General features: G+C 67.5%; 14 protein-coding genes. 9 read left to right on the forward strand and 5 right to left on the reverse strand.

Annotated features, from left to right (window positions below; translation table 11 throughout):
- Nucleotides 1-20: 20 nt before the first annotated feature.
- Nucleotides 21-365, reverse strand: a complete 345-nt coding sequence (locus tag ABIA73_RS08215; RefSeq protein ID WP_354275630.1) for a hypothetical protein — start codon at nt 363-365, stop codon at nt 21-23.
- Nucleotides 366-607: 242 nt separating this feature from the next.
- Complete coding sequence (locus tag ABIA73_RS08220) at nt 608-1006, reverse strand: RidA family protein (RefSeq protein ID WP_059065633.1); 399 nt, start codon at nt 1004-1006, stop codon at nt 608-610.
- Between the two features lie 110 nt (nt 1007-1116).
- Here ABIA73_RS08220 and ABIA73_RS08225 point away from each other — a divergent pair, with 110 nt between their 5' ends.
- Complete coding sequence (locus tag ABIA73_RS08225) at nt 1117-2010, forward strand: LysR family transcriptional regulator (protein WP_223486992.1); 894 nt, start codon at nt 1117-1119, stop codon at nt 2008-2010.
- On the opposite strand, the gene ABIA73_RS08230 is transcribed toward ABIA73_RS08225, so the two are convergent.
- Nucleotides 1979-3211, reverse strand: a complete 1233-nt coding sequence (locus ABIA73_RS08230; protein ID WP_223482968.1) for a nucleotide disphospho-sugar-binding domain-containing protein — start codon at nt 3209-3211, stop codon at nt 1979-1981. The two genes, ABIA73_RS08225 and ABIA73_RS08230, sit on opposite strands and share 32 nt — an antisense overlap.
- A gap of 203 nt (nt 3212-3414) precedes the next feature.
- Between ABIA73_RS08230 and dnaQ the strand changes: the two genes are divergently transcribed.
- From dnaQ to ABIA73_RS08270, 8 genes are all read left to right on the forward strand, one after another.
- Nucleotides 3415-3924, forward strand: coding sequence for a DNA polymerase III subunit epsilon (dnaQ, locus tag ABIA73_RS08235; protein ID WP_354275631.1), 510 nt, complete (start codon nt 3415-3417; stop codon nt 3922-3924).
- A 240-nt stretch (nt 3925-4164) separates the two neighbouring features.
- Nucleotides 4165-4401: a 50S ribosomal protein L28 gene (gene rpmB, locus ABIA73_RS08240; protein ID WP_005411638.1), complete on the forward strand. Its 237-nt coding sequence runs from the start codon at nt 4165-4167 to the stop codon at nt 4399-4401.
- Nucleotides 4402-4411: 10 nt separating this feature from the next.
- Nucleotides 4412-4579, forward strand: a complete 168-nt coding sequence (gene rpmG / locus ABIA73_RS08245) for a 50S ribosomal protein L33 (RefSeq protein ID WP_170272460.1) — start codon at nt 4412-4414, stop codon at nt 4577-4579.
- A gap of 206 nt (nt 4580-4785) precedes the next feature.
- The gene (cls, locus tag ABIA73_RS08250; protein WP_025878058.1) at nt 4786-6204 is read left to right on the forward strand and encodes a cardiolipin synthase; all 1419 of its coding nucleotides are present in this window, start codon (nt 4786-4788) and stop codon (nt 6202-6204) included.
- Between the two features lie 24 nt (nt 6205-6228).
- Complete coding sequence (locus ABIA73_RS08255; protein WP_354275632.1) at nt 6229-7650, forward strand: FAD/NAD(P)-binding protein; 1422 nt, start codon at nt 6229-6231, stop codon at nt 7648-7650.
- A gap of 9 nt (nt 7651-7659) precedes the next feature.
- Nucleotides 7660-9852, forward strand: a complete 2193-nt coding sequence (gene uvrD, locus ABIA73_RS08260; RefSeq protein ID WP_059065625.1) for a DNA helicase II — start codon at nt 7660-7662, stop codon at nt 9850-9852.
- Between the two features lie 97 nt (nt 9853-9949).
- A complete protein-coding gene (locus tag ABIA73_RS08265; RefSeq protein WP_059065622.1) occupies nt 9950-10276 on the forward strand; it encodes a low molecular weight protein tyrosine phosphatase family protein in 327 nt (108 codons plus the stop codon).
- A 210-nt stretch (nt 10277-10486) separates the two neighbouring features.
- Entirely contained in the window at nt 10487-11041 is a 555-nt protein-coding gene (locus ABIA73_RS08270) for a hypothetical protein (protein WP_033832536.1), read from the forward strand.
- 89 nt (nt 11042-11130) lie between these two features.
- Here ABIA73_RS08270 and ABIA73_RS08275 read toward each other — a convergent pair whose 3' ends face one another.
- On the reverse strand, nt 11131-11289 hold the full coding sequence (locus ABIA73_RS08275) for a hypothetical protein (RefSeq protein ID WP_165780913.1): 159 nt from the start codon (nt 11287-11289) through the stop codon (nt 11131-11133).
- A 78-nt stretch (nt 11290-11367) separates the two neighbouring features.
- Nucleotides 11368-12960: an RNA repair transcriptional activator RtcR gene (rtcR, locus tag ABIA73_RS08280; RefSeq protein ID WP_354275633.1), complete on the reverse strand. Its 1593-nt coding sequence runs from the start codon at nt 12958-12960 to the stop codon at nt 11368-11370.
- Nucleotides 12961-13032 lie beyond the last annotated feature (72 nt).

Genomic DNA, 13032 nt, shown 5'->3' on the forward strand with positions numbered 1-13032 from the left:
GATTGCGGGACGCGCTCAACTCACGCCCGGGGAGGACGTGCCAGTTCGTCCTGGGCGACCGCATAGGTCGCCGCATCGCCTGCATTCGTCCAGCGCGCCGGTTGCGGCGCGCCAAAGGCGGCGAAGGTGCTCGCCGGCAGGCTCAGGTTGGAGTGGTGGCAGTGGTTGTGGCTGCAGGCAGCGGCGTGCTTGCCGTCGTTGTCAGTGTCACCGTCGGCATCTTCGGCACCGGCTTCCACATGCACCACGGTGCTGTCGTGCGGTTCCACCGCACACGCCAGCACATCAGCCACCGGCACGACCACGAATGCCGCCATCAGCAGCATCAGCAGGGTCGAACGAAGGTGGCGGGCGATCCGGCGCATGGAGGGGAGGCTAGCAAGCGGTTTTCGGTGGATACAATATCAATGGCCACCTCGGGAATTCGTCGGAACCTCCCGTTCAGGTGCGGGGTACGCCACTGGATGGCGCCTTCGGCTCTGGTAGGTGCCGAGCTTGGTCGGCATGCCTTTCGACGCCCAGCCTGCGATCCCAGGTAGTGCCGGCCGCTGGCCGGCAACCTCATGAGCGCAGGCAATCGCCCGCCGTTGCCGGCCAGCGGCCGGCACTACCTGTCCGCAGGCAGCTTGGCGATCACCTTGATCTCGAACTGGAACCCATACAGCCAGGTCACGCCGATGCCGGTCAGGGTCGGGTGCGGCGCTTGGCCCCAGTACTCGGGCACGATCGCCCAGGCCTTTTCGAAGTTGGTTTCCGGGTCGACCAGGAACACGGTCACGTCGATCACGTCATCGAACGTGCAGCCGGCCGCGGCCAGCACCGCGTTGAGATTGTCGAAGGCGCGGCGGACCTGGGTCTCGAAGTCCGGTTCGGGCGAGCCATCCTCGCGGCTGCCGACCTGGCCGGAAACGAACAGGAAGCCATTGGATCGGATCGCCGGCGAATAGCGGTTTCGCTCGTACAGCGCCTGCCGGCCGGCGGGAAAGACAACATCACGGTGGGACATGGGACGGATTCCAGACGGGAGCGGACCATCCTCCCCGCTGTCGCTGTCTGGATAAACCGTGATGATCGGTCTAGATTGATTGCATATTCCAAACAATCACAGCCGCGGCCATGGACCGTTTCGAAGCGATGCGCGCGTTCGCCCGGGTGGTGGAGACCGGCAGCTTCACCCGCGCCGCGCACACCCTGCAGCTCAGCCGCACCACGGTCACCCAGCTGGTGCAGCAACTGGAAGCGCATCTGCGGTTGCGGCTGCTCAACCGCACCACGCGCCGGGTCAGCGTCACTGCCGATGGCGCGGCGTATTACCCGCGCATCGTTCGCCTGTTGGCCGAGCTGGAAGAGGTTGAAGGGGGGCTGGGCGAGGCCGCCGCACAACCGCGCGGGCGCCTGCGCGTCGACGTGCCGGGGCCGTATGCGCGCCTGCGGCTGGTGCCGGCATTGCCGGATTTCCAGGCGCGCTATCCGGAGATCCAGCTGGACATCGGCGTCAGCGACCGCGAGGTCGATGTCATCGCCGACAACGTCGATTGCGTGATCCGTGGTGGCGCGCCTGCCGATCCCGCGCTGGTGGCACGACCGCTGGCGCGCCTGCCGATCGGCTTCCATGCCAGCCCGGGCTATGTGCAGCGGTTCGGTGTGCCGGAACACCCGCGCGCGCTGGAAGGGCCGGACCACCACACGGTCGGTTTTCTCAGCCCACGCAGTGGCCGCGCCCGCGTGTTCACCGCGCAGCGTGGCGCCGAGCGCGTCGAGGTGCAGGGGCGTCATTCAATCGGCTTCGATGATGGCAACGCTTATCTGGCCGCTGGCCTGGCCGGCCTCGGCGTGGTCGCGCTGCCCAGCTACATGGCCGAACCGCATGTGGCGCGCGGCGAGCTGCTGCCCGTGCTGCACGATTGGCAACTGCCGCCGATGCCGATGCACGTGATGTTCCCGCCGAACCGGCACATGAGCCAGCGGCTGCGGGTGTTCATTGATTGGGTGGTGGAGACGTTGGGCTGAGCCACCGCTCGAGTGCGGCCACGCCGCATGCCACTCCATCCTCGTTCGCCATTGCAGCGCCCAGCGCGGCCGCCCGTGCGCGTGTATCGGCATGCTCGGCGAACGCCAGTGCATCGGCCAACACGTTCGGCTGCAACCGCTTGGGTGACAGTGGCGCCGGTGCCACGCCCAGGTGCTGCAGTCGATCGGCCCAGAAGAACTGGTCGGCGGCGAACGGCATCACCATCGACGGTATGCCGGCGCGGCATGCCGAATGCGTGGTGCCGCTGCCGCCGTGGTGGATCGCCAGTGCGCAGCGCGGCAACAACGCTTCATGCGGGGTCGGGCCGATCACCCGTACCGAGTCGGGCAGCGTCATGTCGGGCACGCCGACCCAACCGGGAAACAGCAGCACGCGGCGCGGCGCCAGCGCCGACAACAGCGCCGGCAGCACACGTTCGCGCTCGAAGCCGGTCATGCTGCCGAAGCCCAGATAGACCGGCGGCGGTCCTGCATCGAGGAAAGCCTGCAGTTCGCACGACGGATGCCACGGCGCAGCAGGGGCCGACCATTGGCCGCACACGAGGTGGTCGGCCGGCCAGTCCGAAGGCGGTGGCAGCAGCTGCGGCGAGATGCCGTACAGCATTGGCAAGCCGGTCCAGAGCGAGCGTCGTGGCGGCTGCCCGGCGTGCTGGCGGGCCGTGTTGATCGGGCCGCGGAACTGTCGCCAGATCAGGCCGTTGACCAGGCCATAGCTGGCCCGGTTCAACCAGCCCGGCGAGCGTCCGGGCGGCAGGAAGGGCGAGCGGAACGCGCGCGTCGGCGTCAGCGGGATCATGCCGGCGCCGATCACCGGAAGGCCGCGACGCTCGCCGACGCTCATGCCGACGAACGCAGCCAGGCCACCGGTCAGGATCGCATCGCAGCCGTCGGCTGCAGCATCGGCCTGGCGCATCCAACCGGCGACGTGTTGCAGCGCCATCCGTGCCAGCCCGGTGCTGGCGGCGGCCACGCCATTGCCGCGTGAGACCAGCGCCACCACTTCGTCGTGGATGTCGCCTTCCAGCGCGGCGTGCGGGACGCCCAAGGCCTTCGCGCTGTCGAGGGTGCCGCCGTCGGCCAGCAGCATGACCTCGTGACCGGCCGCGATCAGCCCATGGCAGAGCATGACCAGCGGGCGCGTATCGCCTTCGGTGCCGTAGGTGAGGGCCAGCAGTCGCATTGGAGCCTCCGCAGTGAATCACCAGTATGCCGACATCGCTGTGTTCATCCACGCTCCTGCCGACGCACCGCGTGGGACAATCCCGCCTCATCTGCCCCCGCCGCACGGGGCGCGCGCAACAGGATCCAGCACCGCATGACCGCACTGCCATCCCTACCGTCCCTTGTCTGCCGCATGCCGGCCGCTGCATACCGGCGTGCGCCGTGAGCCGCGTCGTCGCACTGGACACCGAAACCACCGGTATCTCGCATCGCCTGGGCCATCGGGTGATTGAAATCGGGGCGGTGGAACTGGTCGATGGACAACTCAGCGGCCGCCAGTTCCACACCTACCTGCAGCCGCAGCGGAAGGTGGACTGGGGCGCGCAGCGCGTGCACGGCATCAGCGATGCCATGCTGGTGGGCAAGCCGCTGTTTGCGAGCAAGGCCGCCGAACTGCTGGAGTTCCTGCGTGGCAGCGAGATGGTCGCGCACAACGCCACCTTCGATGTCGGCTTCCTCGACAACGAGCTGCGCCTGGCCGGCATCGCCGGTGGGCTGGCCCAGCACTGCCGCGTGACCTGCAGCCTGAAGCTGGCCCGCAGCCGTTGGCCGGGCATGCCCAACAAGCTCGATGATGTGCTGCAGCGCCTGCGTATTCCCGGCACCCGCGGCCTGCATGGCGCACTGAAGGATGCCCACCTGCTGGCCCAGGTGGTACCGCACCTGCGCTGAGAGCAGGGCGCCGTCATCGTGTTCAGGCGTGGCCTGTGGGTAAGTTGCGCAAGGTCTTGATTGCGTGCATAATGCGCGGCTCGCTGTGTCCGGTTTCGTGCCGGGCGGCGCCCCCGGGAGCACGTCCCCGGCCGCCCAACGCCAGCGTAACCCTTTGATTCTCTTGACGTGTGGTGGGCAACCACCGAGGCCGCCGTCCCCCGGGCTACGGGGAGACACAACTTACTATCGAGGTGCGCCATGTCCCGCGTATGCCAGGTTTCCGGCAAGCGAGTGCAGACGGGTAACAACGTCTCGCACGCCAACAACAAGACCCGTCGTCGTTTCCTGCCGAATCTGCACGAGCGCCGCTTCTGGGTTGCCAGCGAGAACCGCTGGGTGAAGCTTCGTGTTTCCGCGCATGCACTGCGCACCATCGACAAGAACGGTATCGATTCCGTTCTGGCTGAGCTGCGTGCGCGCGGCGAAAAGGTCTGAGGAGTAGACGATCATGGCAGGCAAGCGCGATAAGGTCCGTATGATTTCGACCGCTGGTACCGGTCACTTCTACACGACCGACAAGAACAAGAAGAACACCCCGGGGAAGATGGAATTCTCCAAGTACGATCCGGTCGTGCGCAAGCACGTCCCGTACAAGGAAGGCAAGATCAAGTAATCCGCAAGGATTGCGGGTCGCTTCCGAAAAAACCCGCCCTCGTGGCGGGTTTTTTTGTGCCCCCCGCCCCCGGTAGGTGTCGACCTTGGTCGACACGTTCCGACCCCGTGGGTGCCGACCGTTGGTCGGCACGCTGTCCCCAGCGCTGCTCGACTCTGCACACCCCGCTGGGCAGAATGGCCCCACACCTCCCAACGGGCGACGCGATGCTGTTCGAGTGGCTGCTGGGCTCGTACCTGCTGTTGATCGACTGGCTGATCCGGCTGGTGGCGCTGTGCTGGATCCCCACCCGCACTACGCCGGGCGCGGCGCGCAGCTGGCTGCTGCTGGTCGGCTTCGTGCCGCTGCTGGGCCTGCCGCTCTATCTGCTGTTCGGGCATCCCTGGCTGTCGCGCGAGCGCATCCGCCGGCAGGCCGAGGCCTCGCAGGTCATCCGTGAAGAACAGGCGCTGCAGCGCCGCCTGCGCTGGACGCCGCAGCCCGATTCGGCCAGCGCCGAAGTGGTGCCGCTGGTGCAGCGCCAGGGCGATTTCATGCCAGTGCACGGCAACGCGATCGACCTGCTGACCGACTATGACGAATCACTGCACACCCTGATCGCCGACATCGACCAGGCCCAGGACCGGGTGCACCTGCTGTACTACCTGATGTTCGATGACACGGTGGGCGAGGCCATCGTCGAAGCCCTGCAGCGTGCCGCAGCGCGCGGGGTGCAGTGCCGCGTGCTGCTGGATGCGGTCGGCGCCAAGCGGGGCCTGCGCGCATACAGCAAGCGGCTGCGGTCACGTGACATCGAAGTGCGCGCGATGCTGCCCGGCGGCCTGCGTTGGCGCCGCAGCGGACGCATGGACCTGCGCAACCATCGCAAGATCGCGGTGATCGACAACGAAGTGGGCTATGTCGGTTCGCAGAACCTGGCGCGCCCTGAATTCGTTGCGGGCCACCCCAACCGCGAGCTGGTGGCGCGCGTGCGCGGGCCTGCGGTGGCGCACCTTGAAGCGGTGTTCGCCAGCGACTGGTACATCGAAACCGGGCAGCGCCTGGAGGTCATCGCCGACGTGCCGGTGTGCAGCGAGGACATCGCCACCCAGCTGCTGCCCAGTGGCCCGGCCTACCCGTACAGCAACGCGCGCGATGCGGTGGCCGCGCTGATCCATCTTGCCCGGCGCCGGCTGGTGATGGTCACGCCCTACTTCGTGCCCGACGAAGCAACGCTGAGTGCACTGCGCATCGCCGCGCTGTCCGGCGTGCAGGTGCAGCTGATCCTGTCGGCCAGCAACAACCAGCGGCTGACCTCGTGGGCGCAGGAGGCCTACTACGACGAGCTGCTGCGCTGCGGTGTGCAGATCGCGCTGTACGAGCCGCAGTTCCTGCATGCCAAGCACATGAGCGTGGATGAGGACATCGCCGTGCTCGGGTCGATCAACATGGATATCCGCTCGTTCGCGCTGAATGCCGAAATCGGCCTGATCTGCTACGACCGACAACTGGTCACGCAGTTGTGTGCCATCGAGGACGACTACCTGCGCCAGTCGCGCCTGCTGGACCTGGAGCAGTGGCGCAAGCGTCCCGCGTGGCTGCGCAGCCGCGAGGGCATCGCGCGCCTGGCCGATGCCTTGATGTAGGCCAGCGCCAGCCGGGCAGGGCCGATGGCCTACAATCGGCGCATGACTGATTCACCGCGTAGTGGCGAACTGGACCTGGCGATCATCGGTGGTGGTGCGGCCGGGGTGCTGGTGGCGATCCAGGTGTTGCGCCAGGCCCGAGCGCCGCTGGCGCTGGCCATCTTCGAGCCGGCCTCGCAGCTGGCACAGGGCATTGCCTATGCCACGCCGTGGCCGGAGCACCTGCTGAACGTGCCGGCGGCGAAGATGAGCGCCTTTGCCGACCAGCCTGGCGACTTCCTCGATTTCCTGCAGGCCGCCAACGCGTACCCGGGCGAGGCGCGCGAAGTGCTGGGCGAACGCTATGTGTGTCGCCACTACTTCGCTGCCTACCTGCAGCAACGCCTGCGCGAGGCCGAAGCGGCCAGTGCGGCGCGATTGCAGATGGTGGCCCAGCCGGTGATGGCGTTGCATCCGGATGACCACGGTTACCAGCTGCAGCTGGGCGATGGCCAAGCATTGCATGCAGCGCAGGTGGTGATCGCCACCGGCAACAGCATGCGGCCGCTGCCGGTGGACGGCGCCGATGCGTTGCCCGCCGATGACGTGGTCGAGGCCTGGGATTACGACGGCGTACGCACGCTGGCCAGTGACCATGCCCTGGCCATCGTCGGCTCCGGGCTGAGCATGGCCGACACCGTGCTGGCGTTGGTGGCCGGCGGCCATAGCGGACCGCTGCACGTGATCTCGCGCCACGGGCTGCTGCCATTGCCGCACGCCCACGGCGGTCTGCCGGCGTTCGACCCGCAGGAGCTGCTGACGATGAGCCTGCGCCAGCGCCTGCACGCGCTGCGCCAGCACGCGCGCAAGGCACAGGTCGACGGCATGCCCTGGCAGGGCGTGATGGATCGCATCCGCCCGCACGGCCAAGCGCTGTGGCAGAGCATGGACGCCGCCGACCAGCGCCGCTTCCTGCGCCACGTGGTGCGCTACTGGGACGTGCACCGCCATCGCATTGCTGAACCGGTGGCTGAGCAGTTGCAGGCGCTGCAGGCCAGCGGCCAGCTGCGCGTTCACCGCGCCCGCCTGCAGCGCGTGTGGCGCGACGGTGATGCCCTGCGGCTGTCGGGCCGCGAGGCGGGCGGCGGCAACGTGCAGTGGACGATCGCTGCGGTGGTCAATGCCACCGGTGTGGAGACCCGCGCCTCGGCACTGCGCAATCCCTTGCTGCAGCAACTGCAGGCCGATGGCCTGGCCCGCTCCGGGCCGCATGGGCTGGGCCTGGACAGCAGTGTGCCGGGCGACCGGTTGTGTGCAGCGGGTGGCCAGCCACAGGCGCGCCTGGGGGTACTCGGCAGCCTGCGCATCGGTAGCCTGTGGGAAAGCCTGGCGGTGCCTGAACTGCGTCAGCAGGCGCAGGCACTTGCCACGCAGGTGGTCGCAGGAGCTGCGACGTCGATGCCGTAAAATGGAGGCATGGATGTCTCCCACTTGCTTGAGGGCCTGAACCCGGCCCAGCGCGAAGCCGTCTCCGCTCCCCTCGGTCACCACCTGGTGCTGGCCGGTGCCGGGTCGGGCAAGACGCGCGTACTCACCCACCGCATTGCTTGGCTGCATGAAGTCGAAGGCGTGCCGACCCACGGCATCTTCGCGGTGACCTTCACCAACAAGGCCGCCGGCGAGATGCGCCATCGCATCGACGCGCAGCTGCCGCATGGCAGCCGCGGCATGTGGATCGGCACCTTCCACGGCCTGGCCAACCGCCTGCTGCGCCTGCACTGGCAGGATGCCAAGCTGCCTGAAGGCTTCCAGGTGATGGATTCGGACGACCAGCTGCGGCTGGTCAAGCGCGTGGTGCAGGCGCTGGAGCTGGATGACGGCAAGTACCCGCCCAAGCAGATTGCCTGGTGGATCAACGCGCAGAAGGATGAGGGCCGCCGCCCGCAGCACATCCAGCCCGAGCCGAACGATGCGTGGCTGGAAACCATGCGCCAGGCCTACGCCGAGTACCAGGCGCGGTGTGACCGTGCCGGCCTGGTCGATTTCGCCGAGCTGCTGCTGCGCGCGCACGAACTGCTGCGCGACAATCCGCCGTTGCTGTCGCACTACCGCGCGCGGTTCCGCGAGATCCTGGTGGACGAATTCCAGGATACCAACGCCATCCAGTACGCCTTCGTGCGCGTGCTGGCCGGGCACGAGGGCCACGTGTTCGTGGTCGGTGATGACGACCAGGCCATCTACGGCTGGCGCGGTGCCAAGGTCGAGAACGTGCAGGGCTTCCTGCGCGATTTCCCGGGCGCGCAGACCATCCGCCTGGAGCAGAACTACCGTTCCACCGCCAACATCCTCAGTGCCGCCAATGCGGTGATCGCGCACAACCCGGACCGCATCGGCAAGCAGCTGTGGACCGACAGTGGTGACGGCGAGCCGATCGACCTGTACGCGGCGTACAACGAGATGGACGAGGCGCGCTACATCGTCGAGCGCGCACGGCAGTGGGTGCGCGACGGCGGCAGCTACACCGAAGTGGCCGTGCTCTACCGCAGCAACGCGCAGTCGCGCGCGCTGGAAGAAGCGCTGCTGAGCGAACAGGTGCCGTACCGCGTGTATGGCGGCATGCGCTTCTTCGAGCGCGCCGAAGTGAAGGATGCGCTGGCCTACCTGCGCCTGCTGTCCAACCGCAACGACGACGCTGCATTCGAGCGCGCGGTGAATACGCCCACCCGTGGCATCGGTGACCGCACGCTGGACGAAGTGCGCCGCGAAGCGCGCGCCCAGGGCATCTCGCTGTGGGAAGCCACCATGCTGGTGACCCAGGGCAGCGCACTGGCGGCACGAGCCCGCAATGCGCTGGCCGGCTTCCTGGTGCTGGTCAACGAACTGCAGGCGCAGACCCTGCAGATGACCCTGGCCGAGCGCGTGGACCATGTGCTGGTGCGCTCGCAGCTGCGTGAGCACTGGAGCAAGGAAAGCCGCAACGCGCTGGATTCGGAATCGCGCACCGACAACCTCGACGAACTGGTGTCGGTGGCCTCGCGCTTCGTGCGCCGTGCCGACGACATCGAGGAAGTGGGCGAGGACATGGACGAGCTGGTCGCGTTCCTGGCCTACGCGGCGCTGGAGGCCGGTGAGGGCCAGGCGCAGGCCGGCGAGGAAGGCGTGCAGCTGATGACGCTGCACTCGGCCAAGGGCCTGGAATTCCCGCTGGTGTTCCTGGCCGGCGTGGAAGAGGGGTTGTTCCCCAGTGCACGGTCGCTGGAGGAAAGCGGGCGGCTGGAGGAAGAGCGTCGGCTGGCCTACGTCGGCATCACCCGCGCGCGGCAGAAGCTGGTGCTCAGCTACGCCGAATCGCGGCGCATCCACGGCCAGGACAACTACAGCCTGCCTTCGCGTTTCCTGCGCGAGATCCCGCGCGAGCTGCTGCACGAAGTGCGGCCGAAGGTGCAGGTGTCGCGGCCGGCGTCGATGGGCGCAAGCCGGGTGATGGGACACGCCGCCATCGAAACGCCGCCGATCAAGCTGGGTGCGCTGGTCAACCATCCCAAGTTCGGCGAAGGCATGGTGACCGACTACGAAGGCAACGGTGCCCACGCACGCGTGCAGATCGAGTTCGCCGACGCCGGCAGCAAGTGGCTGGTGATGGCGTATGCCAACCTGACGGTGATCTGATCAACGCCGGGGTCGGATCCCTCCCGTAGGAGGGCTCTGACCCCAACGCGATGGAAAGCAGCCGAGCACGGGCTCGGCTCTACAAAGGCGAGTGCTCATGACCCGCAACGTGCTCTTCCTCTGCAGCCAGAACCGTCTGCGCAGCCCGACGGCCGAGCAGGTGTTCGCCGATTGGCCGGGCGTCGAAACCGCCTCGGCCGGGTTGCTCGCCGACGCCGAGGAAGTGCTCAGCCCCGAGCTGCTGCAGTGGGCCGATCTGGTGTTCGTGATGGAGCGGGCGCACCGCAACCGGCTTTCCAGCCGCTACAAGGCATGGTTGAACGGCAAGCGGGTGATCTGCCTGGATATTCCCGATGACTACGAGTACATGGACCCGGTGCTGGTGGAACTGCTCAAGCGCAAAGTGATCCCGTTCCTGCGCTGACCGGAGTGATTGCAGGGCCGAGCCCACGCTCGGCTGATTCTACGGGGAAAGGCAGCCGAGCACGGCTCGACTCTACAAAAGGCAGCCGAGCATGGGCTATGCCGCTCGTGCTGACCGTCACCCTTCGGGCCGTCGCAAGCGACGTTGGCAGCGGTTCCTGCCGCTACCTTCGGCTCTACAATGGCGGCCACATCTCCCAGGAACGCCCTCATGACCGAACCCACGCTGCATGTCACCGTGAAGTTGAACGCCAGGCTGCAGCCCGAGCATCGCCATGAGCTGTTCGAGGATCCGCTGGACGCGCTGTTGCAGGCGGCCGAGCTGGGCGGGATCACCGGAGGCGGTACTGCGATGTCCGACGAGGGCGAAGTCGAGTACGGCGATATCGAAGTGGCACTGGTCGATGCCGCGGGCGTGCCGAAGCTGGTCGACCTGCTGGAGCAGCTGGGGGCACCGAAGGGGTCGCAGGTGCAGGGCGCAGGCGAGGCCGACCGCAGCTTCGGCGTGACCGAAGGCCTGGGCATCTACCTGGATGGCCTGACCCTGCCTGACGAGGTGTACGAGCAGTGCGATTCGAACCACGTATTCGAACAGCTGTCCGAGCGCATCGATGGCCTGGGCGAGATCTGCAGCTGGTGGCAGGGCCCGAGCGAGACCGCGCTGTACATGTACGGCCAGTCGTTCGAGGCGATGCGTGAGGCGATCGCCGAGTTCGTCGGCAGCTACCCGCTGTGCCAGAACGCACGCGTGGTGCAGATCGCCTGAAGCTGCGGTTTCGGGTGGAGCGGGCCGGCTGCTCCAGGTGCCGGGATAGCGGCGGCTGCCGGCCAGCGGCCGGCACTACCGGAGCGCGGTCAGCGTGCTGGCTGGGCGGCCGCAGCCTGCTGAGCGTTGTCGGCCTTGGCCAGTGATTTGCCGAACTGGTAGCCACCCACGAGCAGGACGAAGGCAGCGACACAGGCCAGCACGATGATCAGGCCGGTTTTGGAAGTCGAGCGGGGGCGGTCCTGCATGGGAAATCTCCGTTCAGGTAGGGGGTCGCAGCCGGAGCATGCGCCGTGACCGGTGCACGCGCAAGCCGGGCCGTCGCGCTACCGGGCCGGCCCCCGCACCTGCTCCCAGTCCAGCCCGAACTTCGCCAGGTACTTGCGCAGGCGGTCGGCGTCGTTGGTGCTGGCGCGCTGCGTGCGCGAGACCGCAAACAGCTCGCGCCCGGCGGCGGACAGCGACTTCGAGCGTGCACAGACCCGCACCACTTCTTCCAGCTGCACGCGGTCGAAACGGTCCAGCGCGTCCACGGCCTCGCCCAGCAGGGCATCCAGCGGAGACGGCGCATCGCCGCCGCGCCACTGTGCCCGCAGGCGCGCGATCTCGTCCTCCACGCCCTCGATCTGGATGCGCCCGGCGCTGGCCAACGTGGCCAGGCGCATGATCGACGCGCCCAGGTCGCGGAAGTTGCCACGCCACGCCGCTTCCGGGCTGGTGGCGAATGCGAGATAGCGCGTGCGCGCCTCGGTGTTGAAGCGCACCCGCGCATGCTGGTCCAGCGACCAGCGCTCCAGCTCGAACTCGATGTTCGGCTCGATGTCTTCCATGCGCTGCGCCAGCCCGGGCAGGTGGTACGTCCACAGGTTGAGGCGCGCCAGCAGGTCTTCGCGGAAGCGACCTTCCAGCACCGACTGCTGCAGATCGCGGTTGGTGCCGGCGATCAGCTGGAAATCGCTCTCCACTTCGCGGTCACTGCCGACCGGCAGGAAGCGCTTCTCTTCCAGCGCCCGCAGCAGCATCGCCTGTTCGTCCTGGCCGAGTTCGCCGATCTCGTCCAGGAACAGCAGCCCTTGGTGCGCTGAGCGCAGCAGGCCGGCACGGTCGCTGGAAGCGCCGGTATAGGCGCCTTTGGTGTGACCGAACAGGGTGCTCATCGCACCGTCGCCGCGCAGCGTGGCGCAGTTCACTTCGACGAAGCGACCGGGCAGCTGGTGCTTGAGCTTCTTCAGCTCGAACACGCGCTTGGCCAGCTGGCTCTTGCCGGCGCCGGTCGGTCCCATCAGCAGCATCGGCGCGCGCGAGCGGGTCGCCACCGTTTCGATCTGCTCGATCATCCGGTTGAAGGCGGCGTTGCGGGTGGCGATGCCGCCCTTCAGCAGGTCGCGATTCAGCAGCTGCTGCTGGGCGAAGCGCTGGGCGATGTGGTCGTAGCGCGACAGGTCCAGGTCGATGATCGCGTACGTGCCGGCGGCACCGTCCTGCTTGCGCGGTGGCGAGGTCTGCAGCAGCCGTCCGGGGAAATGACGGCTCTCGGTCAACAGGAACCAGCAGATCTGCGCCACGTGCGTGCCGGTGGTGATGTGGACGTAGTAGTCCTCCTCCTCCGGCTGGAACGGGTAGCGCGCGAGAAAGTCGTGCAGGGAGGCGTAGACCCCCTCGAATTCCCATGGATCGGCCAGGTAGGTGTCGTGACGCTGCACGCTGATGCCCGGCGCGGCCTGCGCCAGGTCCTCGCAGACCACGCGCGCCAGCTTGCTGTAGCGGCGCTCATCCAGCAGCAGCTCGATGCGGTCGGGCAGGAAATCCTCATGCATGCCCAGCGAAACGGTCGGGCGCCACTTCTGCCAGCGGCCCGGACCCTCGCCTGCGTCGAGCTGGGTGCCCAGCATGCCGAATACCACCTGCCGACGCGCCATATCCATTCCTATAAAAGAGGCGCGGGAAATATATATCTTTTCGCCGATGTTCGCTGGGCAGGACAGTCTTAT

The sequence above is a fragment of the Stenotrophomonas sp. 2694 genome (assembly GCF_040548715.1).
GTDB lineage: Bacteria > Pseudomonadota > Gammaproteobacteria > Xanthomonadales > Xanthomonadaceae > Stenotrophomonas > Stenotrophomonas indicatrix.